The organism is Janthinobacterium sp. J1-1 (assembly GCF_030944405.1).
GTDB lineage: Bacteria > Pseudomonadota > Gammaproteobacteria > Burkholderiales > Burkholderiaceae_D > Janthinobacterium.
Genome location: NZ_CP132339.1, coordinates 89062 through 113559, shown reverse-complemented (window position 1 = coordinate 113559; position 24498 = coordinate 89062). Strand labels below are relative to the sequence as shown.

The 24498-nt window shown below is 63.0% G+C and carries 21 protein-coding genes; 14 read left to right on the top strand and 7 right to left on the bottom strand.

Going from position 1 to position 24498, the window contains the following annotated elements:
• Window positions 1–15: 15 nt before the first annotated feature.
• The 10 genes from hisB (at window position 16) to tatC (ending at window position 5855) form a co-directional block, all read left to right on the top strand.
• A complete protein-coding gene (gene hisB / locus Q8L25_RS00490) occupies window positions 16–606 on the top strand; it encodes an imidazoleglycerol-phosphate dehydratase HisB (RefSeq protein ID WP_308923059.1) in 591 nt (196 codons plus the stop codon).
• Window positions 607–648: 42 nt separating this feature from the next.
• Window positions 649–1287: an imidazole glycerol phosphate synthase subunit HisH gene (gene hisH / locus Q8L25_RS00485; protein WP_308923058.1), complete on the top strand. Its 639-nt coding sequence runs from the start codon at window positions 649–651 to the stop codon at window positions 1285–1287.
• 60 nt (window positions 1288–1347) lie between these two features.
• A complete protein-coding gene (gene hisA / locus Q8L25_RS00480; RefSeq protein WP_308923057.1) occupies window positions 1348–2142 on the top strand; it encodes a 1-(5-phosphoribosyl)-5-[(5-phosphoribosylamino)methylideneamino]imidazole-4-carboxamide isomerase in 795 nt (264 codons plus the stop codon).
• A gap of 59 nt (window positions 2143–2201) precedes the next feature.
• A complete protein-coding gene (gene hisF / locus Q8L25_RS00475; protein WP_308923056.1) occupies window positions 2202–2963 on the top strand; it encodes an imidazole glycerol phosphate synthase subunit HisF in 762 nt (253 codons plus the stop codon).
• A 30-nt stretch (window positions 2964–2993) separates the two neighbouring features.
• On the top strand, window positions 2994–3416 hold the full coding sequence (hisI, locus tag Q8L25_RS00470; RefSeq protein ID WP_308925833.1) for a phosphoribosyl-AMP cyclohydrolase: 423 nt from the start codon (window positions 2994–2996) through the stop codon (window positions 3414–3416).
• Window positions 3413–3784: a phosphoribosyl-ATP diphosphatase gene (locus Q8L25_RS00465; protein WP_308923055.1), complete on the top strand. Its 372-nt coding sequence runs from the start codon at window positions 3413–3415 to the stop codon at window positions 3782–3784. Before hisI ends, Q8L25_RS00465 begins: the two co-directional genes overlap by 4 nt.
• Window positions 3785–3801: 17 nt before the next feature.
• Window positions 3802–4173: a histidine triad nucleotide-binding protein gene (locus Q8L25_RS00460; RefSeq protein ID WP_308923054.1), complete on the top strand. Its 372-nt coding sequence runs from the start codon at window positions 3802–3804 to the stop codon at window positions 4171–4173.
• A gap of 93 nt (window positions 4174–4266) precedes the next feature.
• Window positions 4267–4503, top strand: a complete 237-nt coding sequence (gene tatA, locus Q8L25_RS00455; RefSeq protein ID WP_308923053.1) for a Sec-independent protein translocase subunit TatA — start codon at window positions 4267–4269, stop codon at window positions 4501–4503.
• Window positions 4504–4551: 48 nt separating this feature from the next.
• Complete coding sequence (gene tatB, locus Q8L25_RS00450) at window positions 4552–5103, top strand: Sec-independent protein translocase protein TatB (RefSeq protein ID WP_308923052.1); 552 nt, start codon at window positions 4552–4554, stop codon at window positions 5101–5103.
• Entirely contained in the window at window positions 5100–5855 is a 756-nt protein-coding gene (tatC, locus tag Q8L25_RS00445; protein ID WP_308923051.1) for a twin-arginine translocase subunit TatC, read from the top strand. Before tatB ends, tatC begins: the two co-directional genes overlap by 4 nt.
• 78 nt (window positions 5856–5933) lie before the next feature.
• On the opposite strand, the gene Q8L25_RS00440 is transcribed toward tatC, so the two are convergent.
• From Q8L25_RS00440 to Q8L25_RS00420, 5 genes are all read right to left on the bottom strand, one after another.
• Window positions 5934–6278 (bottom strand): hypothetical protein, encoded by a 345-nt coding sequence (locus tag Q8L25_RS00440; protein ID WP_308923050.1) that lies wholly within the window; start codon window positions 6276–6278, stop codon window positions 5934–5936.
• Between the two features lie 161 nt (window positions 6279–6439).
• Window positions 6440–8299, bottom strand: a complete 1860-nt coding sequence (locus Q8L25_RS00435; RefSeq protein ID WP_308925832.1) for a DUF885 domain-containing protein — start codon at window positions 8297–8299, stop codon at window positions 6440–6442.
• A gap of 158 nt (window positions 8300–8457) precedes the next feature.
• Window positions 8458–8952, bottom strand: coding sequence for a hypothetical protein (locus Q8L25_RS00430; protein WP_308923049.1), 495 nt, complete (start codon window positions 8950–8952; stop codon window positions 8458–8460).
• Window positions 8953–9019: 67 nt separating this feature from the next.
• Window positions 9020–13198, bottom strand: coding sequence for a DEAD/DEAH box helicase (locus tag Q8L25_RS00425; RefSeq protein ID WP_308923048.1), 4179 nt, complete (start codon window positions 13196–13198; stop codon window positions 9020–9022).
• A 30-nt stretch (window positions 13199–13228) separates the two neighbouring features.
• Complete coding sequence (locus Q8L25_RS00420; protein ID WP_308923047.1) at window positions 13229–15178, bottom strand: S9 family peptidase; 1950 nt, start codon at window positions 15176–15178, stop codon at window positions 13229–13231.
• Window positions 15179–15338: 160 nt separating this feature from the next.
• On the opposite strand from Q8L25_RS00420, the gene hemE reads away from it, so the two are divergent.
• Window positions 15339–16424 carry a uroporphyrinogen decarboxylase gene (gene hemE / locus Q8L25_RS00415; protein ID WP_308923046.1) on the top strand — a complete coding sequence of 362 codons (1086 nt, stop codon included), beginning with the start codon at window positions 15339–15341 and terminating at the stop codon, window positions 16422–16424.
• 830 nt (window positions 16425–17254) lie between these two features.
• Window positions 17255–19276 carry a primosomal protein N' gene (locus tag Q8L25_RS00410; protein WP_308923045.1) on the top strand — a complete coding sequence of 674 codons (2022 nt, stop codon included), beginning with the start codon at window positions 17255–17257 and terminating at the stop codon, window positions 19274–19276.
• On the opposite strand, the gene Q8L25_RS00405 is transcribed toward Q8L25_RS00410, so the two are convergent.
• A complete protein-coding gene (locus tag Q8L25_RS00405; protein ID WP_308923044.1) occupies window positions 19277–20158 on the bottom strand; it encodes an ArgP/LysG family DNA-binding transcriptional regulator in 882 nt (293 codons plus the stop codon). It abuts the gene before it with no gap.
• Window positions 20159–20283: 125 nt separating this feature from the next.
• Between Q8L25_RS00405 and Q8L25_RS00400 the strand changes: the two genes are divergently transcribed.
• Window positions 20284–21744: a dihydrolipoyl dehydrogenase gene (locus Q8L25_RS00400; protein WP_308923043.1), complete on the top strand. Its 1461-nt coding sequence runs from the start codon at window positions 20284–20286 to the stop codon at window positions 21742–21744.
• 3 nt (window positions 21745–21747) lie between these two features.
• On the opposite strand, the gene Q8L25_RS00395 is transcribed toward Q8L25_RS00400, so the two are convergent.
• Window positions 21748–22233, bottom strand: coding sequence for an SRPBCC family protein (locus Q8L25_RS00395; RefSeq protein ID WP_308923042.1), 486 nt, complete (start codon window positions 22231–22233; stop codon window positions 21748–21750).
• A 203-nt stretch (window positions 22234–22436) separates the two neighbouring features.
• On the opposite strand from Q8L25_RS00395, the gene Q8L25_RS00390 reads away from it, so the two are divergent.
• The gene (locus Q8L25_RS00390) at window positions 22437–24497 is read left to right on the top strand and encodes a UvrD-helicase domain-containing protein (protein WP_308923041.1); all 2061 of its coding nucleotides are present in this window, start codon (window positions 22437–22439) and stop codon (window positions 24495–24497) included.
• The last annotated feature ends 1 nt before the right edge of the window (window position 24498 follow it).

Here is a 24498-nt window from a genome sequence, read left to right as displayed (position 1 = left end):
CGCCAGAGTCCCTCCATGAACCGCACCGCAGACATCACGCGCAACACCAACGAGACGCAAGTTCGCGTCGCCATCAACCTCGACGGCACCGGCCAGCAACAGCTGAACACGGGCGTGCCCTTCCTCGACCATATGCTGGACCAGATCGCCCGCCACGGCCTGATCGACCTCGATATCACGGCGACGGGCGACGTGCATATCGACAACCACCATACGGTGGAAGACGTCGGCATCACCCTGGGCATGGCGGTGGCCAAGGCCATCGGCGACAAGAAGGGCATCCGCCGCTACGGCCACGCCTATGTGCCGCTGGACGAGGCGCTGTCGCGCGTGGTGCTCGATTTCTCGGGCCGCCCGGGCATCGAATACCATATTCCGTTTACGCGCGCGATGATCGCCGGCTTCGACGTCGACCTGACGCTGGAGTTTTTCCGCGGCTTTGTCAACCATGCGGGCGTGACTCTGCATATCGATAACTTGCGCGGCACCAATGCCCACCACCAGTGCGAAACCGTGTTCAAGGCCTTTGGCCGCGCACTGCGCATGGCTGCCGAGCTCGACGAGCGCGCGGCCGGCATCATTCCGTCGACCAAGGGCAGCCTGTAAGCGGCGCCCTGTGTCACTCTGTAGATTCTGAGAATAAAACACATGAATAAAATTGTGGTGGTGGATTACGGCATGGGCAACCTGCGCTCGGTGGCGCAGGCGCTGCGCGCGGTGGCGCCGGAAGCGGACGTGCGCATTTCGGGCCTGGCGGCCGACATCGACAGCGCCGACCGCATCGTGCTGCCGGGCCAGGGCGCGATGCCCGACTGCATGCGCAGCCTGCGTGAATCGGGCGTGATGGAAGCGCTGCTGCGCGCGGCCGACAGCAAGCCGGTGCTGGGCGTGTGCATCGGCGAGCAGATGCTGTTCGACGGCAGCGAAGAGGGCGACGCGGCCGGCCTGGGCTTGTTGCCCGGCAAAGTCGTGCGCTTCCAGCTCGACGGCCAGCTGCAGGACGACGGCTCGCGCTTCAAGGTGCCGCAGATGGGCTGGAACCAAGTGAAACAAACGGCGTCACATGCCTTGTGGGACGGCATCGACGACGACGCTTATTTCTACTTTGTGCACAGCTATTTTGCTCAGCCTCAAGAGGCCGCGCACACGGTCGGCCAGACTATCTACGGCAAGCCGTTCGCGTGTGCCGTCGCCCGTGATAATATTTTCGCGACACAGTTCCACCCTGAAAAAAGTGCTGCCGCTGGTTTGCAGCTGTACAAGAACTTCGTTCACTGGCAACCCTGACCCCTGACCGTTGCTTTCCCAGAACCTTTTGCTTCTCACTCACCTTAAACCACACTGACCATGCTGCTTATTCCCGCCATCGACCTGAAAGACGGTCACTGCGTACGCCTGAAACAAGGCGATATGGAACTTGCCACCGTATTTTCCGAAGACCCGGCCGAAATGGCCCGCCATTGGCTGATGCAAGGCGCGCGGCGGCTGCATCTGGTCGACCTGAACGGCGCGTTTGCCGGCAAGCCGAAAAATGAAGGCGCCGTCAAGGCCATCCTGAAAGCCGTGCAAGATTTCGCGGTGGAACACGATATCGATGAAATTCCGGTGCAGCTGGGCGGCGGCATCCGCGACCTCGATACCATCGAGCGCTACCTGGACGCCGGCATCAGCTACATCATCATCGGCACGGCGGCCGTGAAAAGCCCGGGCTTTCTGCACGACGCCTGCGGCGCGTTCCCTGGCCATATCATCGTCGGCCTGGACGCCAAGGACGGCAAGGTGGCGACCGATGGCTGGAGCAAGATGTCGGGCCATGAAGTGATCGACCTGGCGAAAAAATTCGAAGCCTATGGCGTCGAATCGATCATTTACACGGATATCGGCCGCGACGGCATGATGGGCGGCATCAATATCGAAGCCACCGTCAAGCTGGCGCAAGCGGTGAAGATTCCCGTGATCGCCTCGGGCGGCCTGCACAACCTGGGCGACGTCGAAGCGCTGTGCGCGGTGCAGGACGAAGGCATCGAAGGCGTGATCTGCGGCCGTTCGATCTATGAAGGCACGATCGACCTGGCCTCGGCGCAACTGCGCGCCGACGAGCTGAGCGGCGACCTTGACGTGGAAGACGACGCCGAGGCCTGAGGCAGTACCGCCGGGGCGCGGATGCCCCGGTTTTCTTGTGGCGACAATCTGGATTAATCATGCTTGCAAAACGAATCATCCCCTGCCTGGACGTGACCAATGGCCGCGTCGTCAAGGGCGTCAATTTCACCGAGCTGCGCGACGCGGGCGACCCGGTGGAAATCGCGCGCCGCTATGACGAGCAGGGCGCCGACGAAATCACCTTCCTCGACATCACGGCATCGAGCGACAACCGCGGCCTGATCTTCGACATCATCGAAGCGGTCGCCTCGCAGGTCTTCATTCCGCTGACCGTCGGCGGTGGCGTGCGCGTGGTTGACGACGTGCGCCGCCTGCTCAACGCGGGTGCCGACAAGGTCAGCATCAACACCTCGGCCGTGACCAATCCGCAACTGGTGTACGAAGCGTCGCAAAAACATGGCTCGCAGTGCATCGTGGTGGCGATCGACGCCAAGCAGGTCTCGCCCGGCAAGTGGGAAGTATTTACCCATGGCGGGCGCAACGCCACCGGCCTCGACGCGTTCGAATGGGCGCGCAAGATGGAAAGCCTGGGCGCCGGCGAAATCCTGCTCACCAGCATGGACCGCGACGGCACGAAAATCGGCTTTGACCTGGGCCTGACGCGCGGCGTGTCCGATGCCGTCAGCATTCCCGTGATCGCCTCGGGCGGCGTGGGCGGCTTGCAGGACCTGGCCGACGGCATCAAGCTGGGCCGCGCCGACGCAGTGCTGGCCGCCAGCATCTTCCACTATGGCCAGCACACGGTGCAGGAAGCCAAGCGTTTCATGGCGCAGCAGGGCATTCCGATGCGCCTGGTTTAAGAGGATAGAGATAACATGCAGAACGGAACTATGGTCGCAAGCAATGCAAAGTGGCTGAAAAAGGTCAAATGGGATGAGCACGGCCTGGTGCCCGTGATCGCGCAGGAAGCGGGCAGCAACGATGTGCTGATGTTCGCCTGGATGAACCGCGACGCGCTGGCGCGCACGGTGGAACTGGGCGAGGCCGTCTACTGGAGCCGTTCGCGTAAAAAACTGTGGCACAAGGGCGAGGAATCGGGCCACACGCAAAAGGTGCTGGAAATCCGCCTCGATTGCGATGAAGACGTGGTCTTGCTGAAAATCGAGCAAACCGGCGGCATCGCCTGCCATACCGGCCGCCATTCCTGCTTCTTCCAGAAGTTCGAGGGCGACGAAAAGACCGGCGAATGGCAGATCACCGAGCCGGTGCTGCAAGATCCCGATACCATTTACGCACACACGAAGAACAAATGAGTGAAACCCTGAAACGTCTGGCCGCCGTGATCGAATCGCGCAAGCTGGCCAATGGCGGCGACCCGGCCACCTCCTATGTGGCGCGCCTGTTTGCCAAGGGCGACGATGCGATCCTGAAAAAAATCGGTGAAGAAGCGACGGAAACCGTGATGGCCGCCAAGGATGCGCGGCGCGACAACGATCCGTCCAAAGTGCTGTACGAATGCGCCGACCTGTGGTTTCATTCGCTGGTCATGCTGGCCCAGTTCGATTTGACGCCGCAGCAGGTGCTCGATGAACTGGCGCGCCGCGAAGGCCTGTCCGGCCTCGAGGAAAAAGCCGCGCGCAAGGATGAGCAGCGCGACGCCGGCGAAGCGGACAAACACTGACCAACCCTGGAGCCTGCGTGGATAACTGTATTTTCTGCAAGATCGCCGCAAAACAGATTCCGTCGACCATCGTGTACGAGGACGACGACTTGCTGGCCTTTAAAGACATCAACCCGGCCGCCCCCGTGCATCTGCTGTTGATCCCGAAACGCCATGTGGCGACCCTGTCCGATTGCGACGACAGCCATGTGGACCTGCTGGGCAAGCTGTTGCGCCTGGCGCCCAGGCTGGCGGCCGAGTTCGGCTGCGCCGTCAGCATGGACGCCGATGGCGTGCCATCGGGCGGCTTCAAGACCCTGATCAACAGCGGTCCGGACGGCGGCCAGGAGGTGTACCACCTGCACCTGCACATGTATGGCGGCCCGCGTCCGTGGCGTAATCAGCATTGACCCCATACTGAGATTGCGCGATGCAGCAAGTTCGCGTGTATACTATCCGCATTGGTTGACGCTACTCGGGCGCTGTCCCGCAAGGAGAATGTGATGGGTTCATTGAGTATTTGGCACTGGCTGATCGTTCTGGTGATCGTGATGCTGGTCTTTGGCACCAAGAAACTGGGCAATATGGGCGGTGATATCGGCAAGGCCGTCAAAGGCTTCAAGGATGGCGTCAAGGGCGACGATGAAAAACCGCCGGCGAACACCCCTCCCGTGCCACCATCGCAAGTGGCCGACAAGAGCACGATCGACGTCGACACGAAAGAGAAAAGCAAGTTCTGATGGCGTGGCAGGGCTAGCGCCTTGCCCGTTTGAAGCACTTGGACGCTTATGATCGATCTCGGTCTCTCTAAAATCGCCATCATTGGCGTGGTGGCGCTGATCGTCATCGGTCCTGAAAAGCTGCCGAAGGTGGCGCGCATGGCCGGCACCTTGTATGGCCGGGCGCAACGTTACCTGAACCAGGTGAAATCCGAGGTCACGCGTGAAATCGAACTCGAAGAGCTGAAAAACCTGCAGAAGGAAGTGCAGGAGGCGGCCGATTCGGTCAAGCAAAGCGTGGAGAAATCCATGCATGGCGTGGAAAATTCGATTTCCGGCAGCCTGGCCGAGGTGGAAAACGCCTGGCGCGGCGATACTTCCGTGTATGCGGCGCAGGACCACGACGGCCACGACGCGCATGAAGCCATGTTGCGCGCCACCCAGGACGACCTGGCCCGCAAGGCGCGCGAGTTCCGTCGCAAGAAACTGGTACGCAATTCCGCCATTCCCGGCTGGTACAAACAGCGCCATGGCGGCAAGCAGCATGTGCAGTCGGCCGCGGCCCGCGTGGCGCGCTTCCGGCCGCGCAGCGCCTCCTCCCCATCGTCTTTTTACTCATGAGTAGCAAATCTCCGGTGGAAGAAACTTTTATTTCGCATCTGGTCGAGTTGCGCGACCGCCTGGTCAAGGCTTCGATCGGCATCGCGGTGGTGTGCGCGGTGTTGTTCTATTGGCCCGGTCCCGCCCAGATCTACGACTTTATCGCCGCGCCGATGATCGCCTCGCTGCCGGCCGGTTCGAAAATGATCGCCACCGGCGTCATTTCGCCGTTCCTGGTGCCGATGAAGGTCACCCTGGTGATCTCCATCATCGTCGCCCTGCCGTGGGTGCTGTACCAGATGTGGGCATTTATCGCCCCAGGCCTGTATCTGCATGAAAAGCGGCTGGTCGCGCCACTGGTCATCTCGTCTTCGCTGCTGTTCATGGCCGGCGTGGCCTTCTGCTATTTCTTTGTATTTGGCCGCGTGTTTCATTTCATTAGCAATTTTTCACCATCGTCGATCGCGGTGACGCCCGATATTGAAAACTACCTCGATTTTGTCATGTCGATGTGCCTGGCCTTTGGCGCCACCTTCGAAGTACCGGTGGTGGTGGTGATCCTGGTGCGCATGGGCCTGGTCAGCATCGCCAAGCTCAAGGAAGTGCGCCCTTACGTGATCGTTGGCGCCTTCGTGATCGCCGCCATCGTCACGCCGCCCGACATCGTCAGCCAGTTCGCGCTGGCCGTCCCGATGTGCCTGCTGTTCGAACTGGGCCTGCTGGTGTCGCCGATGTTTGTCAGGGCCACCCAGGCGCCGGAAGAAGCGTCGTAGACGTTACTTTATCGAGCCCATGAAAAAGCCGCTGTCTTCCCGAGGAAGCAGCGGCTTTTTTGCGGGTGGGGATGTGACTCAATACTGCAGCATCAGCTTGCTGAGTATGCCCAGGTTCAGCAGGATCAAGGTGCTCATCATCCAGTAGACATGCTTCATGTCCGCACCATGGCGCAAATCCATGCGTTCCAGCCGAGCGTCGATTTTCTGCTCGAACGATTTCAGCCTTTGTTCGACCAGTTTGATTTCACCCAGCACATTGCGCTCGACGGCCGCCAGTTCGCCATGCACCACGACAGCGCTGCCCAGTACGTCACCAAGCGCCGCCGCGTGGGCTTCGGCTTGCATGGTGGGAACGCCGGAGGACGCGAGGCGTTTGGCGTAATCGAGGGTATCGAACTGGATCGGCATATGCATCATCACTCCCTGGTTCCACACTAGCAGAAAAATCGGCAAATGCCAGTAATGCTATGGACGTTGTCGATTGAACTACGCTACGCCGATGCCGGCTGGACGGCTTGTGATACCGCAAACGCATAAAAAAGGGCGCCGCGGCGCCCTTTGCGTCAGCATGGTTCAAGGCCTTACTGCATCAATTCCTTGATCACCTTGACCGGCGCGCTGCCATAGCTGAGGAATTGCTCATGGAAATCCTTCAGCACGAAGCGGCTGCCCAGTGCCTGCTTGCGCTGTTCGCGCAAGTCCATGATTTCGCTGTAGCCGCTGAAGTAACTGGTCAGTTGAACCGAGCTCAACTGCACGCGGCGCCACTTTTCCGTGGCTTCGCGCTTGGTCTGGAAGGCCTGGCGCGTCAGCAGGTCGAGCGCCTGTGCTTCCGTCATGCCCAGCACGTGCACGCTGTAATCGAGGATGGTGTTGGTGACGCTGCGCAAGTTCCACTTCGAGTACATCAGCCACATTTCCGCTTCATTGTTGCCGTAGCCCGATTCGAGCATCATGCGCTCGCCATACACGGCCCAGCCTTCGACCATGGCGCCGTTGCCGAAGATGGCCTTGATCAGCGACGGCGACTTGTTGGCATACACCAGCTGCGTGTAGTGGCCGGGGATGGCTTCGTGGATATTCAGGATCTGCAAGATCCAGTGGTTGTATTCGCGCAAGCTGCTTTCCGCCTGCTCCGGCGTTTCGCCGTCGAGCGGCGTCACGTTGTAATAGGTGCGGTCCTGCGGGCGGTAGGGGCCTGGCGCTTCGATGCTGGCGCCGGCCACGCCGCGCTGATAGGGCGGCGTTTCACGCACCACCAGCGGCTTTTGCGGGTCCATCGTCAGCAGGTTGTGGCTGGTGACCCATTCCTGCAGCTGCGGGATCTGGCGGCGGATTTCCGGCACGAAGTCGGCCGGCGCCACGTGATTGCTGGACAGCTTGTCGATCACCATGCCGATCTTGTCGGTGCGGTCCTGCGGCTTGGCGACATTGCCCATGGTTTTGGTCCACAGCTCGTCGGACAGGCTGTCCATGTGCTCGAGCAGCTTTTCGCGCGCCGCCAGCGCCTTCTGGTACATCTGTTCGGCGCTGACGCTGGCCTGGATATCGTAATTGAATTTCTGCTCATACAGTTCCTTGCCGATGCGGAAGGAGCGCGCGCCGTTTTGCGCCAGCGCGGCGTCCTGCTCGGTCAGCCAGGCGGCATAGCCCTGCACGGCCGTACGGGCCGCCGTGACGCGCGCGTTGTACAGCTGCTTTTCGGTCGGCGTCAGGATCGACGCCTGCGCTGCCTTGTTCAGGTCGTCGAGCACGCTCAGCACGCCTGCGCTCTGGGCAATCGCCAGCTGCGTGTGTTCGCGCGTCGGATTGACGATGCTGGCGCGCGCGGCAATATAGTATTGCGGCACGGTGGCGATGCGCTTGAGCAAAGTGCGCAGGCGCTGCGGCTGCGCAGCGTATTCCGTGTTGAGGATGAAGTCGATCGAGCTGGCCACGTTGTACATGGCCGGATTCCATTCGAATTCGCGGAAGGTGGTCAGGTACCAGCGGTCCGATTGCAGCTTGTTGGTCAAGAGGGCCAGGTCGGTGCGTTGCTTGTCCGACATCTTGCTGCCGTCGAGCTTGCCGAATTTTTCCAGCCATTCATTGATAAAGGCCAGTTGGCGCTGGCGGTTGGCCGCGTCGGGGATCGTCAGGTTGGCGGCGCCGTCGTATTTACCGGCGGAAATCGCGCTTTCCGGATCGAGGCGCCACAGATTGGTCAGGAACTGGCCACTGAGGTAATTCATGGTGCGGTCGCGGCTGTTTTCGCCGGCGATGGCGGCAGCGGCGGCGGCCGTGGCGGTGGCGCCGACGACGGCGGCCTTCTTGCCCACGCTTTTCTTCTTGCTGCTGCTGGTGGTGGCCTTGCCATTTTTCTGCGGCTTCTTGGCAGCGCTGGCTGGCGACAGCGTAAACGTCATCATCAACGCCGCAAGCACAACTTTGTTTCTTATCATCATAAATATTCTCTTGATTATTTGGTTATTTGTGTCTATCAGTAAATATTAAACTGATAATGTCGGTAACAAACAACGATTGCACAGCCTTGCTGTGCTTGCCGTGGCGGCCCAAAGATTAGCATCAATCGCCGGCGTTGCGCCACTTTTAGATGCGATCAGACGACGATGGCGTGCTGGCGCAGGATTTCCTGCAGGCGTGCATTGATGGTGTCGACGGCCTGCTTGCCGCGCGCCATGCCGCTGGCATGGATCACCGTTTGCCGGGTCGTGCGCAGCGTGATGCACACCGTGTACGAGCGGAACAGCCAGCTCCAGAAATTGGTTTCATGGCTGGCCTGCTCCATGTCGCGCCACTGCACGCCCGTCAGTTTTTTCTTCCATGGCAAGATGCCGGAAGCCAGCCAGACGCCCGCCTCGTCGTAATACAGCTGATGGCTGCGGATCGTCAGCAGGCGGTAGCCGACGATCAGCGCCGAGCCGATCAGCACGATCAAGGCGGCGCGCGTGTTGTACTTGAAGGCCAGCGGCAGGGCGGCAAAGAACAGCAGTACCGCGATGGCGAAGGTGCCGGCATACGCGGTCCAGGACTTGGCGCACAAAAAAACGGCGCGCGGGCCGGCGCTGGCGGGGAGGGCGAGTGGGTCGGTCATGGGCGCAATCGTAATGCAAGGGAAAAAACATCATCGCATGGAATCCGGCTGGCCGTTCGCGCCAGCCTTATTTTTTCAGCCCCTCCTGCAGCATGCCCAGCATGTCGTTGGCCGACATGCGCGCGGCCGCGTCGCTGCCTTCCAGCAGGCTGTCGGCCAGGTCGCGCTTGTGCTGGTGCAATTCGACGATGCCTTCCTCGATCGTGTGCCTGGCCACCAGCCGGTAGATCGTCACGGGGCGCAATTGCCCCATGCGGTGGGCACGGTCCGAGGCCTGGTCTTCGACGGCCGGATTCCACCACGGGTCCATATGGATCACGTAATCGGCCGCCGTCAGGTTGATGCCCATGCCGCCCGCTTTCAGGCTGATCAGGAACACCTCGCCGTCGCCCGCCTGGAAGGCGTCGACCCGCCGCTTGCGTTCCTGCATGGTGGTACTGCCATCCAGATACTGGTAGCTGACGCCATGCTGCTCCAGGTGCTGGCGGATCAGGGTCAAATGGTCGACAAACTGGCTGAACACCAGCACCTTGTGGCGGTTTTCCAAGAGGCCCGACAGCAGCTCGGCAAACGCCGCCAGCTTGCTGCTGGCCAGCCCCAGTTCCGGCGCCACCAGCTGCGGGTTGCAGCAGGCGCGGCGCAGCTTCATGATTTCGGCCAGGATCTGGATGGCTTTTTTCGAGGTCGGCCCTTCCACCATGGCCAGCTTTTCCAGCGCTTCGCGGCGCAGCGACTCGTACAAGGCGGTCTCCTGCGGCGACAGCTGCACCTCCAGCACGATTTCCGTGCGCGGCGGCAGTTCCGACAGCACTTGCGTCTTGGTGCGGCGCAAGATGAATGGCGCGATCAGGCGCTTGAGCCGCAGACGGGCGCCGGCCGCCGCCCGCTTGTCCTGGTCTTTTTCGATCGGACCGGCAAAGCGCAGGTTGAACTGGTCCAACGTGCCGAGCAGACCCGGATTGATGAAGCGGAACAGGTTCCACAATTCGCCCAGGTGATTTTCCAGCGGCGTGCCGCTGGCCACCATGCGAAAATCCCCCTGCAGCGCCATCACGGCCTGCGAGCGCTTGGTGGCGCCATTCTTGATGGCCTGCGCTTCATCGAGCACGATGGTATGCCAGCGCACGCCGGCAAACAGCGCCGCTTCCTGCTGCAGCAGGCCATAACTGGCCACCACCAGGTCGAACGGCTGCAGCTTGTCGAGCATGTCAACGCGGTCACCGCTGCCAAACAGTTTCAGGTTCAGGGTCGGCGCGAAGCGCTGCGCCTCGGATAGCCAGTTCATGCACACCGACGTGGGCGCCACCACCAGGGTCGGGCCATTGGGTGCGCGCGACAGGATCAGCGCCAGCGCCTGCAAGGTTTTGCCGAGGCCCATGTCATCGGCCAGGCAGGCGCCCACGCCCCAGTTGGCCAGGCGCGCCAGCCATTCGAAGCCGGCCAGCTGGTAGTCGCGCAAGTCGGCTTGCAAGGTGGAGGGCAGTTGCGGCGTGTAGTCGTCCAGCGCGCGCAGGCGCAGCAGGTGCTCGCGCCACAGTTTGTCGGCGTTCACGCCGCCGGCGTCATGCGCCAGTTCTTCCAGCGCAAACGCGGCCAGCGGATGCACATGCACGCCATCCTCGTGCACCTGGCCATACGCGGCCAGTTCGGACAGGCGCCGGTGCAGCTCGTCGCTGAGCGCCAGGAACTGGTTGTCGCCCAGCGCCACGAAGCGGCTCTTGTTGTTCTGCATCAGGTCGAGCAGGGCGCGCAGGTCCATCACCTTGTCTTCGTCGATCTGCACTTCGCCGCTGGCGGCAAACCAGTCTTTGTCACTTTTGATCTTGAGCCGCATCTGGCCGCTGTCGATGCGTTTCGTCACGCGCATCGATTCGCCTTCGGGCCAGGCCAGCACGATGCCGGCCGGGTCGAGTTCCTGCAGTTCCACCAGCAATTGCAAGGATAGCGATGGCTGGCCCAGCAGCCATTCGCCATGCTCTTCCTCGGCCTGTTCCAGCACCAGGCACTGCTTGACCAGCTGGCGCTGCGCTTCGCGCTCGGCGTTCAGGTCGCGCCGCGCCTGCACCGCGCGTCCGGCGACGTCGGCAAACACGCTTTCGGCGCCGCTGCCGGGGGCGTAATAGGCGCCGCTGTCAACCAGCGGGCGCACCAGGATCTGCATCTTGAGGCCCTGGCTGTAGGGCAGCAGGTGGATATGCAGGCGCGGGTCGGCCGTGATCACTTCGGCGTCCGCCACGCCGCCGCCGATATCGGATTGCACCGTGACGATGGACGAGATGGCGCCGATCGCCTGCAGCACCTGTTTTTCCGCATGCAGCGGCACCGACAGCCCCAGGCCGACGATGGCGGCGATGCGCCGGTGCTCGTCCTGGATATGCACCACGCGCAAGCGGGTTGGGGTTTCCTTCAGCACCACCACGTCGACCGCTTCTTCCGGCACGGGCGGTTGCAGGCCCAGCCACAGCTGGCCGTCGTGCGACTTGATCAGCAGTTCCGGCGCGCCGGCCAGCAATTCCACGCGCGTGTCGGGTGCGTCGAGCCAGAACACCAGCGGGTGGCCCACCAGCAGCAGGGCCGCCTTGTCGGGCACGATTTCATGGCGCGGCGCCGATGAGTAATATTGCTTGAACGGGACGATGCTGGCAGCCGCGCGCACGTCGTGCGGCGACAGGAAATCGAGCTCGTGCGCCTCTTCGGCCAGGCGTTTCAATCCCATGGCGCGGCCCTTGCTCCAGCCGCCGCGCGCGTCGCGCTTCTGCTCGCGCACCTCCACCGCCGTCAGGCCGTAACGGGCGTCGAACGCCACCAGCCAGACCAGCCGCGAGGCACTTCCCGGTGCTTCGCTGGCCGCGCCCGGCTGCAGGTTGATCAGCGCGCTCAGCTGGCGCTGCCACGCTTCCTGGCGCTCGAACCACGGCGCCATATCGGTCAGGCCATGCTGCGCCCGTTTGGCGGTGGCGTAGTGTTCCTGAGCCAGGTCGCCCAGCAGGCCCAGCACGCCGGCCGCCTGCGCCGCCACCAGCTGGTAGCCTGCCGCGTCCGCTTGCGCCACCAGCGCCTGCAGCTGCGGCTTGCGTTCGGCCAGTTGCGGCAGCGACAGCCAGTAATACAGCAAACCCTGGAACAGCTGCGCCTGCAGGGCGGTTTCCCAGTGGCGCGTTTGTACCAGTTCTGCCTGCATCACGCCGGCGCGCACCAGGCGCAGCATGTGCAGCTGCTGGTAGACGGCGCTGTCATGGTTGGGTTGCACATGCACGGCGATATCGAGATAGGTCTCGGCCGTTTTCAGATGCCTGGCGTCGCCGCTTTTCAATAGCGCCAGCATGTACAGGTGGCCGCCGATGCCGGCAAACAGCAGCTTGCGCTTGCCGCTTTCCTTGCGCAGCGCCTTCAGGGCCGCTTCGAAGCCGGCCAGCGCCTGGGCATGCTCGCCACGCAGCACGGCGATGGTGCTGTCGATATACACCATCTGCGCGCCTTCCTGGCCAGCCAGGTAATCGGCCGCCTGCGCCAGTTCGCCGCACAGGATGGCGTCTTCGGCCAGGGCCAGCGGCAGCGCGGGTGCAATCCAGTCGCCGGCCGCCGTTTGCGCCGCGAAATGCGCGCGCGCATAGCCGCGGATGGCCGGCGCCGTGGCGGGCTCGCGCGGCGCATTGGCCAGCAGCACGGCCAGGATCTCGTCCTGCAGTTGCGGCACGATATAGGGCAGCATGGCCGGCTCGAACGGCCGGCCGCAGATCTCGATCAGCGGATGCAGCTGCTGCGCTTCGTAGCAGGCCATGCAGGCCACCAGCAGGCTGGCCACCTGGCTGCGCTCGTCATTGCGCAACAGCGCGATGCGCAAGCGCGCCACGCCTTGCCGGTAGCTGCGCAGTTCCACATAGCCGTCCCAGTTGCGGCGCACCGGGTTGATGGTTTCGATGGCCTGGCACAGGTCGCGAAAATGCAGGTGTTCGATCGCCTCGCGCATGGCCGGCCAGCGCAGTTTCGCTTCGCAGGCAAAGCCGCGTCCCACCACCTCGGTCGCCAGCGCCAAGCGCGCCAGCCGCTGCAGCATGGCGGTGACGACCGCCAGCGTAAATGGCGTGCCATCGGGCTCGACGATATTGGCGCGTTGCAGGTGTTCATACACGGCATGCTTGCCGACCGGCTCGCCGACGATGGCCAGCAAGGCCAGGATCATCTTCTCGTGCAGGTCGAGGGCGTCGAATTCTTCAAGCAATTCAGGCAAATGCGGGTCGGTCATGCGGGTTTTTGTGTTGGGTATGCATAAAAATCAGGCGGGCAGATTGGCGATCTGCACCGGCGCCTCGCCTTGCGGCGTAGCCAGCTGGAACACGCGCTGATAAAAGTACAGCTCCGCGTCCAGGGTGCGAATGATGTTTTCCGCCTTGCGGAAACCATGGCCTTCGCCCGCCAAAGGCACATAGGCCACCGGCACGCCGCTGGCGCGCAATGCGTCGACCATCAGCTGCGACTGCTGCGGCGGCACCACCTTGTCGTCCAGGCCCTGGAAGAAAATCATCGGCCGCGACAGTTTGTCGGTGTGGTGGATCGGCGAGCGCGCCTGGTACAGCGCTTCGGCCTCGGGCTGCGAAGCGATCAGGTAGTCATTGTAGTGCGATTCGAATTTGTGCGAATCGAGGTCCAGCCCTTTCAGGTCCGACACGCCATAGTAGCTGGCACCGGCCTTGAACACATCGTGGAAGGTCAGCGCGCAGAGGGTGGTCAGGCCGCCGGCGCTGCCGCCGCGGATGATCAGGCGCTCGCCGTCGGCCAGGCCCTGTGCCACCAGATAGCGCGCGCCGGCGATGCAGTCGTCCACGTCGACGATGCCCCATTGGCCGCGCAGTGCGTCGCGGTAGGCGCGGCCGAAGCCGCTGCTGCCGCCATAGTTCACATCCAGCACGCCGATGCCGCGGCTGGTCCAGTACTGCGTCGCCAGCTTTAATGTATTGCTGGCCATGCTGGTGGGTCCGCCATGGCTGATGACGATCACCGGCGGCAGCGTGCCTTCTGGGGCCTGCGCGTCGGCGTTCACGGGTGGATAGAAAAACGCGTGCGCCGTGCGGCCGCCGGTAGTCGGGTAGCTGATGCTGCGCGGCACCGACAAGTAATCGAGCGCGGGCAGTTCCGTGATCGATTGCGCCAGCACTTCCAGTTCATTGTTCGACAGGTCGATGCGCGCCAGTTCCAGCGCGATGGTGGGGCTGCCGCCCAGCAAGGCCACATAGCCGGGGCCGACGCGCAGTTCGCGGATTTCCTGGTACGGGTGCGGCAAGGCTTCCAGTTTTGCCGCGCCCACCGTCAGGCGGCCCAGGTGGCTCACGCCCTGCACGATATAGGAGCAAATCAGTTCATCGTCGGACACAAAACCGTACAGGCTGCCGCCAAAGGTCCAGTGCGGCGTGGCAAATTCGGCTGCCATCGGACACAGCGCTTCCACCGCGTCGCCGTGCAGGCGGTACAGATTCCACCAGCCGCTGCGGTCCGACACAAAATGCAGCACGCCGGCCGGCGACCATTCCGGCTGGCAAATCGACTCCTGCGCACTGCCGGCCACCAGGCGCGCTGTGCCCAGGCTGCCATCGGCTTGCACGTCGGCCAGCCACAATTCGGTACCCTGCCATGGCAGGCGCGGATGATCCCAGGTGATCCAGGCCAGCTGCCGGCCGTCCGGTGACAGGCGCGGCGCAGCATAAAAATCGTGGCCCTGCGCCAATACCGTTTCGGTGCCGTCGAAGCCGACCGCCGCCAGGGTGTTCTCGGGATGGGCATGGCCTTCTGCCGGATGCTGTTCTCGCACCGCGATCAGGCGCGCGCGGGTGCTGTCGACCACGAAGTCGGCATAACGGGCAGTGCCGCCGGCGCTGAACGCTTGCGGCACGGCGTCACCCTGGATGCGGTACAGGCGGTTATCCAGGAAATGCGAAAAATACACGCTCTCGCCGTCGATGGCATACGCGCCGCCGCCGTATTCATGCACGCGGGTGCGCACATTGAACGGCGCCGGCGTGACATCGTCGACGCGCGCGCCGCGCTGGCGCAGCAGGGTGTTGCGGCCCGCTTCGCTGGCCCTACCCGCCAGCCAGTACACATCGCCGCCGTCCGCACCGCCCAGCGCCAGCTGGGTCAGCGGCGAAGCGCCGGCCGCGACGATGGCGGCGCTGATCGGCGAAGGCCAGGCGCCGTAGGGGATCACAGGGGCGGTGGTGGTGGATGTCATGTGGAACTCCGTTCGGTGGATAGGGTGGCAAGCGCCAGGCGTGCATCATCATAAAGGAAGGCGCCAAGCTGCGCCAAATGCTGCAAACCGTTACCGGAATCAATGAGTTGGCGCCGATTGGATGCGATAATACCGCTTCCCCAAAGCTAGATTGCCTGCCATGCCACAATTTGCTCCGCTCCAGAACGACACCTTTTTGCGCGCCCTGCTGCGCCAGCCGACCGAGCATACCCCTGTCTGGCTGATGCGCCAGGCTGGCCGCTACCTGCCTGAATACCGCGCCACGCGCGAGCGTGCCGGTTCCTTCCTGGGCCTGGCGAAAAATCCCGATTACGCCACCGAAGTGACCTTGCAACCGCTGGACCGCTTTCCGCTCGACGCGGCGATCCTGTTTTCCGACATCCTGACGGTGCCCGACGCGATGGGCCTGGGCCTGTATTTCGCCGATGGCGAAGGCCCGAAATTCGAACGTCCGCTGCGCACCGAACAGGACGTGATGGCCTTGCAAGTGCCGGACCTGGAATCGCTCGATTACGTCTTCAAGGCCGTCACGCAGATCCGCACGGAACTCAATGGCCGCGTGCCGCTGATCGGTTTTTCCGGCAGCCCGTGGACGCTGGCCTGCTATATGGTCGAAGGCGGCGGCTCGAAGGAATTTCACACCATCAAGAAGATGCTGTACAACCGCCCCGAGCTGATGCACCACATCCTGGCCATCAACGCCACCTCCGTGGCGCAGTACCTGAACGCGCAGATCGATGCCGGCGCGCAAGCGGTGATGATTTTCGACTCCTGGGGCGGTGCGCTGGCCGATGGCGCCTACCAGGAATTCTCGCTGTCCTACATGCGGCAGGTGGTGGCGCAACTGAAACGCGACAAGGATGGCGTCAAGATTCCCGCCATCGTGTTTACCAAGGGCGGCGGCCAGTGGATCGAGCAGATCGCCGATATCGGCGCCGACGCCGTCGGCCTGGACTGGACCGTCAACCTGACGCGCGCGCGCCAGCTGGTCGGCCATAAAGTCGGCCTGCAGGGCAACCTGGACCCGGCCATCCTGTTCGCCAGCCCGGACCAGATCCGCGCCGAAGTGGCCAAGGTCCTGGGTGCCTTTGGCGCCCCTTCCGAAGGCAGCGGTCATGTGTTCAACCTCGGCCATGGTATTTCCCAGTTCACGCCGCCGGAATCGGTGGAAGCCATGGTGGAAGCCGTGCACAGCCAGAGCCGCGCCCTGCGCGCCGGCAAGTAAGCATCCGCCGCCGGCGCTGGCCGCCGGGACCGGGTGCCGGAACCGGGTGCCGGGACCGGGCGCCGGCAGCCGCAAGGCAGGTTTTCCACAGGAAGCCTGCCTTTTTTGTTGGCGCACCTGCAGCATCAAAACCGACTTATGCACAATTTTTTTTACTGCGGAAATAACAGGCAGTTGAAAAGCCATGCCCCGCAGGGTATTGCAAGTCATTGATTTTTAAATGATAAAAATCGCTTTCTGCAAACGGTCTGGCGCTCTCTGGCCAGGTTGTTCCTCCAGCAGGCGCCGTTGTTCCGTCATTGTCCACAAAGTTATCAACAGATTTTGTGGATAAAAAGGAAAAGTATTTTGTTATCCGGGACTTAGCGGCGCTGTGCAGGTTTTACCTGAGATGCATGGTGCGGTGCATGATGATTCGGCAAGTCTGGCCTTGCCAGCGCGACCGGCACCGGCCCGCGCCCGGCAGGCGATCAATTTGCACCGATATCAGGAAAAATGCCTTGATGCGCATCATGCTGACGATACTTAATGCCAAGAAACAAGAGCTGAAATAGCTCAGTTATGCACAGCTGCCGAGTTAAGCCTGCCATTTCAGCACTGCCGGGCTGTGTTTTTCAAGGCATTGATTTTAAAGGTTTAATTTATTTTTCGTGCGCTCTTGACGGCGATTGGCATTGTATGCAGTGCAGATTTTGAAAGTTAATTTTGCTTTGTCCACAAAGTTATCCACAGAATTATCTTCAGGCAGATCCTGCTTTGCGGGCGAGACCAAGTATCATGGCCGGCTGTGCGCCTGCCGCGCTGTTAATCAACTGGAATAGGCAACACCCATGGCGCAGTGCATCCTGAAAATCGCGCTCGATACCCCTCTCAACGCCCTGTTCGACTATCGCTGGAGCGGCGACGACGCGCCCTTGCCGCAGATCGGCCAGCTGGCGCTGGTGCCGTTCGGCCGGCGCGAAGTGATGGGCCTGATCGTCGGCATCGCCGGTAGCACCGACGTGCCCGATGCGAAAATGAAAGATGTGCTGGCCGTGCGCAGCCAGCTCACGCCGTTGTCGGCGCAATGGCTGGCGCTGGCCGCGTTCGCCGCCGATTACTACCAGCGCCCGCTTGGTGAAGTGGCGCTGCCGGGCCTGCCGAAAAACCTGCGCGTGCTGACCACCGTGGCGCTCGACCGCGCCATCAAGAAACTGGCCAAGCTGCACGATGCGCATGATGGCACGCCGCTGAACATGCCGCCGCTCAACCCTGCCCAGCAGGAAGCGGCCGATGCCATCGGCGGCGCGCAGGGCTTCAAGCCGACCCTGCTCTACGGTGTGACGGGCAGCGGCAAGACGGAAGTCTATCTGCAGGCCTGCGCCCAGGTGCTGGCGCGCGAGGCGGCGGCGCAGATCCTGATCCTGGTGCCGGAAATCAACCTCACGCCCCAGCTGGAAGGCAATATCCGCGCGCGCTTTCCCGGCGTGATGCTGGCCACCTTGCACAGCAGCCTGTCCGAAGGCGAGCGCATGCTGCACTGGCTGGCCGCCCACCAGGGCCAGGCGCGCATCGTGCTGGGCACGCGGCTGGCCATCCTGGCATCGTTGCCGAATTTAAAACTGATCGTTATCGACGAGGAGCACGATCCTTCCTACAAGCAGCAGGAGGGCTTGCGCTATTCGGCGCGCGACCTGGCCGTGTGGCGCGCCTGGCAGTTGCAGATTCCGATCGTGCTCGGTTCGGCCACGCCGTCGCTGGAAAGCTGGCACCACGCGCAGACGGGGCGCTACCGCAAGCTGGAATTGCGCGAGCGGGCCGTCAAGAACGCCGTCTTGCCGCGTGTAAAGTTGCTCGACATGGAGCGCGACAAGCCGAAGGATGGCCTGACCTCGCACCTGGTGGCGGCGTTAAAATTGCGCATGGAACGCGGCGAGCAGTCGCTGCTGTTCCTGAACCGGCGCGGCTATTCGCCCGTGATCTGCTGCGAATCGTGCGGCTGGATCAGCAACTGCACCCGTTGCACCTCGTTCATGGTGCTGCACAAGCCCGAGCACCGGCTGCGCTGCCACCATTGCAGCCTGGAACTGCGCATCCCGCGTCATTGCCCCACCTGCGGCAATGTCGACCTGCAACCGCTGGGACGCGGCACGCAGCGCGTGGAAGAGGGATTGCAGCAACTGTTTCCCGAGGCGCGCATTTTACGGATCGACGCCGATTCCACGCGCAAGAAGGGCAGCGCGCAGGAGGCGTTCGATACCGTGCACCGCGGCGAAGTCGATATTTTGATCGGCACGCAGATGGTGGCCAAGGGCCATGATTTCAAAAAGCTGACCCTGGTCGGCATCCTGAATCCCGACACGGCCCTGTTTTCACAGGACTACCGCGCCAGCGAGCGCCTGTTCGCGCAGCTGATGCAGGTGGCGGGCCGGGCAGGGCGGGCCGCGCAGACCGAGGGCGGCAGTGTCTCCGAGGTGCTGATCCAGACCCGCTATGCGCGCCATCCGCTGTATGACGCGGTGGTCAACCACGATTACGACCATTTCGCCACCACCTTGCTCGAAGAGCGGGCCCAGGCGGCGCTGCCGCCCTATCTGTTCCAGGCGCTGCTGCGCGCGGAAGCGCCGGAACTGGCGACCGCCATCGAATTCCTGCAGGCGGCCAAGGATTGCATGGCGCATCCGGCGATTACCATCAACGATCCGATTCCGATGAGCATGACGCGCGTCTACAACGTCGACCGCGCCCAGCTGCTGCTGGAGTCAAGCTCGCGGCCGGCGCTGCAAGGTTTCCTGAAAGAGTGGCTGGCGGTGCTGCGCGCCATGAAGACGCGCGTGAAATGGTCGCTGGAAGTCGATCCGCTCGATATCTGATCAATTAAGCCAGGCACGCGCCGAGCGCACGATCTGTTCCGACAGCAACTTGGTAAATGGCGTGTCGAGGCTCCAGGCATGCCAGTGCAGGGGCACGTCCACGGTGCGGCCGGGGGCCAGGTCCAGCAGGCGGTCGGTGGCCAGATACTGCGCCGCCAGGCGCTGCGGCATCAGGCCGTAGGCCAGCCCGTCCTCGATGCAGGCGCGGCGCGCCGCCGCCACCGGCAGGCGGTGATGGGGAAACGGCGCGTGCAGGTCCAGCTGCTCGGCCAGGAAGCGCGCCAGCAGGCTGTGCTGGCCCACCACGGCCGGCGCCAGCTGCACCGCGTCGGCGCTGAAGCCGTCGCCGAACCAGTGGCCGGCAAACATGGGCGTGGCCACGCAGACATGGCGCAAGGTGCCCAGTGGCGTCACGCTGGTGGCGTGGACATCGGTTCCCGTGTCACTGGCCACGCAGCCAAATACCGTGCCGTCGCGCACCATCTGCAGGGCGGCATCGCTGTCGGCCAGGCGCACGTCGAGCTGGCAGCGCGGCGGCGCCAGCAGCGGCGCCAGGGTAGCGGGAAACCAGGTCGCCAGGCTGTCGTCATCGATGGCAATCGCCAGCTCGGGCATGCTGACGGTATTGCCCAGGTCGATATCGAGCGACGCTTCCATCAACGTCACATGGCGGTGGTGCGTGATCAGGCGCTGGCCCAGGCCGGTCGGTACGGCCGGCTGGCCACGGATGATCAGCAAACGCCCGCTGGCGTCTTCGAGCGCCTTGATGCGCTGCGAGACGGCCGACTGGCTGATGCCCAGCGCCACGGCGGCTTTCTCGAAGCTGCCATGGCTGGCCACGGCGTCAAGCACGGCCAGCGCGCGATAATCGAGTGATCCCATTAGCTCTACTTATAAATTTACAAAACAATTAGCCATACTAATATACGCGTGCCGCTTGGTAAAACCTTTTTCCATGCCAACGGAGTAGTATGCATGCTCATCGAATGACCTCTGTGGTGGCAAGAATGAACAACGATATCAAGACGATACAGGTGGACGTGGCCGTGATCGGCAGCGGCACGGCCGGCCTGACGGCGCACAAGGCGGCGCGCCTGCACGGCAAGCGCGTGCTGATGATGGAAAGCGGCCCCTACGGTACCACCTGCGCGCGCGTGGGCTGCATGCCCAGCAAACTGCTGATCTCCGCCGCCGAAGCGGCCCATGCCGTGACGGCCGCGCCCGCTTTTGGCGTGCATCCGGGCGCGCTGCGGATCGACGGCCAGCAGGTGATGGCGCGCGTGCGCAGCGAGCGCGACCGTTTTGTCGGTTTCGTGCTCGAAGGCGTCGATGCGATTCCGGACGAGGAAAAACTGCGCGGCCACGCCCGCTTTATCGCGCCCGGCAAGCTGCAGGTCGATGACCACACCATCGTCGAAGCGGCCAGCGTGGTGATCGCCACCGGCTCCTCGCCCATCGTGCCGCCCGAATGGAAGGCGGCCGGCGAGCGCGTGATCACCAGCGACGCCGTGTTCGGCTGGACCGATCTGCCGCGCTCGCTGGCGGTGGTGGGCGCCGGCGTGATCGGCCTGGAACTGGGGCAGGCGCTGGCCCGCCTGGGCGTGCGCGTGACCCTGTTTGCGCGCGGCGCCAAGGTGGCGCAGCTGACCGATCCGCTGGTGCTGGCGGAAGCGGGCACAGTGCTGGCCGGGGAATTCGATATCCGCTTCCAGACCAGCGTCGCGCATATCGCCAAAACCGACGATGGACTGGGCCTATTGCTGACCAGCCGCGATGGCGAAGGGACAGAAAAAACCGAGCAGTTCGAGTATGTGCTGGCCGCCATCGGCCGCAGTCCGAACGTGCACGGGATCGGCCTGGAGACGGCGCAGATTGAACTCGACCGTCACGGCGTGCCCCTGTACGACAAGCACACCATGCAATGTGGCAAGAGCGCCATCTTTATCGCCGGCGACGCCAGCGACGAGCTGCCGCTACTGCCCGAGGCGGCCGACCAGGGCCGCATCGCCGGCGACAATGCGGCGCGCTTTCCCGAGGTGCAGCCGGGCTTGCGCCGCACGCCGCTGGGCGTGGCGTTCACGGAGCCGCAGATCGCCACCGTCGGCGCCACCTACCAGCAACTGTGCGTCACGCATGCGGGCCGCTTTGCGGTGGGCGCCGTGTCGTTCGGCAACCAGGGCCGCAGCCGCGTGATGCTGCAAAACAAGGGGCTATTGCGCGTGTATGCCGAATTTGGCAGCCAGCGTTTCCTGGGCGCCGAGATGATAGCCCCGCGCGCCGAACACCTGGGCCATTTGCTGGCCTGGGCTTGCCAGGCGCAGCTGACGGTGCACGCCATGCTCGACATGCCGTTTTATCACCCCGTGATCGAAGAGGGCGTGCGCACGGCCTTGCGCGAACTGGCGCTGCACCTGCAAAACGATCCCGGCAATGTGCCGGCCTGCGCCGACTGCACGCCGGGCGCTTGAGATTTAGTTGAGCAGTCCGGCGTCGAGTCGGCCTTCGGCCGCCAGCTCGCGCAGCACGCGGATGGTGTCGATGTCGGCTTCCTGGTAGGCCGAGCGGCGGAAGTCGTCGTACATGGCGTTGGCCGCATCGGTGGCCGCGTCATGGCCGTCGTCGTACTGGAAGCGCACCCACAGGCTGTGCTCGTCCGGCATTTCGATCGTCATCACCAGCGAGGAGGCGCTGATATCCTTTTGCGCCGCCACTGCATAACGCACCTGCAATTGCGGCAGCAGCACGACCTTGTCGTTGATCACCAGTTCGCCATAGCGCAGGCGGCGTGAAAAGCCGCTGTCCGTGCGGTCGCTGATCTCGCACTCGTCCAGGTGCGGCACGAACAGCTTGGGCGACTCGGCGCGCAGCACCAGGCCGCGCCAGACTTGCTCGACCGTCAGGGTATCGATCAGCGGGTTGAGGGGATCGTTGATTTCAATCAGATGTTCAAATTTCATGGGGCGGCCATTCGAGAGGTTGGGGCGCAAGGCCGGAGTGATAGCTGGAATAATAGCCGGAATGGTACTCCAGGCCGGGCTGCGCCGCATAGATTCAATCGGCCAAGATGGCGTCCATGCGGCATTTATCAAGAGCCTGGCTTGCGCAATCAGCGTGCACGACGCTGTTACAATGGGCCGCTGTTCCCTGCGGAAATACCCTGATGTCCAAAGCACCACAATTCGGCCTGAACGCTCCCCAGAGCGAAGCCGTCACCTATCTCGACGGCCCTTGCCTGGTGCTGGCCGGCGCCGGCTCGGGCAAGACGCGCGTGATCACGCAAAAGATCGCCCACCTGATCGAAGACCGGGGCTACGACCCGCGCACCATCGCCGCGCTGACGTTTACCAACAAGGCGGCGCTGGAAATGCAGGAGCGCATCGCCAAGCTGCTGAAGCAGCCGAGGCAGGCCAAGCAGCTGACGGTATCGACCTTCCACTCGCTGGGCGTCAAGATCTTGCGCCAGGAAGCCAATGGCGTGGGGCTGAAGGACCGCTTTTCCATCATGGACAGCGACGACTGCTTTTCGCTGGTGCAAGACCTGGCGATTACCACCGATAAACAGATCATTCGCCAGATCCAGACCGCCATGTCGCTGTGGAAAAACGGCCTGATCGACCCGGACACGGCGCTGGCGCAAGCCAAGGATGAAGACGAAGCGAACGCGGCGCGCATCTACCGCAGCTATGTGGCCACCTTGTCGGCCTACCAGGCGGTCGATTTCGACGATCTGATCCGTCTTCCCGTCGAGTTGTTCCGCAACAACGGCGCCGTGCGCGACAAGTGGCAGCGCCGCCTGCGCTACCTGCTGGTCGACGAATACCAGGATACCAATACCTGCCAGTACGAACTGGTGAAACTGATGGTGACGGGCATCGGCAAGAAGCCGATGTTTACCGCCGTGGGCGACGACGACCAGGCCATCTACGCCTGGCGCGGCGCCACCGTGGAAAACCTGAAAACCCTGGAAACGGATTTCCCCGACCTGCGCGTGATCAAGCTGGAACAGAACTACCGCTCCACCATGCGCATCCTGAACGCGGCCAATGCCGTGATCGGCAACAATCCGAAATTGTTTGAAAAATCGCTGTGGTCCGAACACGGCCTGGGCGAGCCGATCAAGGTGCTGGGCATGCAGTCCGACGAGCAGGAGGCGGAACAGGTCGCCATCATGATCTCGGCCGACCATTTCGAACGCAAGAACAAATTTTCCGATTACGCGATTTTGTACCGGGGCAACCATCAGGCGCGCATTATCGAGCAGTGCCTGCGCAAGGAGCGGATTCCGTACACGATCTCGGGCGGCCAGAGTTTCTTTGACAAGGCCGAGATCAAGGACATCATCAGTTACTTGCGCCTGCTGGCCAATGAAGACGACGATCCGGCGTTTATCCGCGCCGTCACCACGCCACGCCGGGGCGTGGGCCAGTCGACGCTGGAAGTGCTGGGCGCGTTCTCGGGCCAGTGGCAGTGTTCGCTGTTCCAGGCCGTGTTCAAGGGCGGCATCGAAGCCAAGCTGACCGACCGCCAGCTAGGGCCGCTGCGCGACTTTTGCAACTTCATCAACGACCTCGAGTCGCGCGCCAGCCGTCCCGGCGCGGCCGGCAGCGGCGACGCGGCGGCCGAAGTACTGGACGACATGATGAAGGAAATCCATTACGAATCGTATCTGTACGACGCCTTCGAAGAGCGCCAGGCGCAAAGCAAGTGGCAGAACGTGCTGGAATTCGTCAACTGGCTCAAGGAGCGGGGCAGGGGCGGCAAGGACCGCGACGGCGAAGAAAAAAACGTGCTGGAACTGACGCAGATGGTGGCCCTGATGACCATGCTGGAAGGCAAGGACGAAGAGCAGGACGCCGTGCGCATGTCGACCCTGCACGCCTCGAAAGGGCTGGAGTTTCCGCACGTCTTCCTGGTCGGCGTGGAAGAGGGCATCTTGCCGCACAAGGGCGACGCCGATGCGCCGGCCGAAACCATGGCCGCGCGCATCCAGGAAGAGCGGCGCCTGATGTATGTGGGCATCACGCGCGCCCAGCGTACCTTGCAGATTACCTGGTGCAAGAAGCGCAAGCGGGCCGGCGAGCAGGTCCATTGCGACGTGTCGCGCTTTATCAAGGAAATGGAACTCGACGTGGGCGACGCCGTGCCGACCGAGTCGGAAGTGATTTCACCGAAGGAACGCCTGGCCCGCATGAAGGCGCTGCTGGCCACGCCCAAGGGCTGAA

What these genes read in the sequence shown, in the direction of transcription:
- tatA (WP_308923053.1), top strand. Translation starts at nt 4,267, where the DNA reads ATGGGTTCATTGAGTATTTGGCACTGGCTGATCGTTCTGGTGATCGTG.
- hisH (WP_308923058.1), top strand. Translation starts at nt 649, where the DNA reads ATGAATAAAATTGTGGTGGTGGATTACGGCATGGGCAACCTGCGCTCG.
- Q8L25_RS00405 (WP_308923044.1), bottom strand. Translation starts at nt 20,158, where the DNA reads ATGGGATCACTCGATTATCGCGCGCTGGCCGTGCTTGACGCCGTGGCC.
- Q8L25_RS00430 (WP_308923049.1), bottom strand. Translation starts at nt 8,952, where the DNA reads ATGACCGACCCACTCGCCCTCCCCGCCAGCGCCGGCCCGCGCGCCGTT.
- Q8L25_RS00390 (WP_308923041.1), top strand. Translation starts at nt 22,437, where the DNA reads ATGTCCAAAGCACCACAATTCGGCCTGAACGCTCCCCAGAGCGAAGCC.
- Q8L25_RS00435 (WP_308925832.1), bottom strand. Translation starts at nt 8,299, where the DNA reads ATGATAAGAAACAAAGTTGTGCTTGCGGCGTTGATGATGACGTTTACG.
- hisB (WP_308923059.1), top strand. Translation starts at nt 16, where the DNA reads ATGAACCGCACCGCAGACATCACGCGCAACACCAACGAGACGCAAGTT.
- tatB (WP_308923052.1), top strand. Translation starts at nt 4,552, where the DNA reads ATGATCGATCTCGGTCTCTCTAAAATCGCCATCATTGGCGTGGTGGCG.
- Q8L25_RS00410 (WP_308923045.1), top strand. Translation starts at nt 17,255, where the DNA reads ATGGCGCAGTGCATCCTGAAAATCGCGCTCGATACCCCTCTCAACGCC.
- hisA (WP_308923057.1), top strand. Translation starts at nt 1,348, where the DNA reads ATGCTGCTTATTCCCGCCATCGACCTGAAAGACGGTCACTGCGTACGC.
- hemE (WP_308923046.1), top strand. Translation starts at nt 15,339, where the DNA reads ATGCCACAATTTGCTCCGCTCCAGAACGACACCTTTTTGCGCGCCCTG.
- hisI (WP_308925833.1), top strand. Translation starts at nt 2,994, where the DNA reads ATGGTCGCAAGCAATGCAAAGTGGCTGAAAAAGGTCAAATGGGATGAG.
- Q8L25_RS00395 (WP_308923042.1), bottom strand. Translation starts at nt 22,233, where the DNA reads ATGAAATTTGAACATCTGATTGAAATCAACGATCCCCTCAACCCGCTG.
- Q8L25_RS00425 (WP_308923048.1), bottom strand. Translation starts at nt 13,198, where the DNA reads ATGACCGACCCGCATTTGCCTGAATTGCTTGAAGAATTCGACGCCCTC.
- Q8L25_RS00465 (WP_308923055.1), top strand. Translation starts at nt 3,413, where the DNA reads ATGAGTGAAACCCTGAAACGTCTGGCCGCCGTGATCGAATCGCGCAAG.
- Q8L25_RS00420 (WP_308923047.1), bottom strand. Translation starts at nt 15,178, where the DNA reads ATGACATCCACCACCACCGCCCCTGTGATCCCCTACGGCGCCTGGCCT.
- Q8L25_RS00400 (WP_308923043.1), top strand. Translation starts at nt 20,284, where the DNA reads ATGAACAACGATATCAAGACGATACAGGTGGACGTGGCCGTGATCGGC.
- hisF (WP_308923056.1), top strand. Translation starts at nt 2,202, where the DNA reads ATGCTTGCAAAACGAATCATCCCCTGCCTGGACGTGACCAATGGCCGC.
- tatC (WP_308923051.1), top strand. Translation starts at nt 5,100, where the DNA reads ATGAGTAGCAAATCTCCGGTGGAAGAAACTTTTATTTCGCATCTGGTC.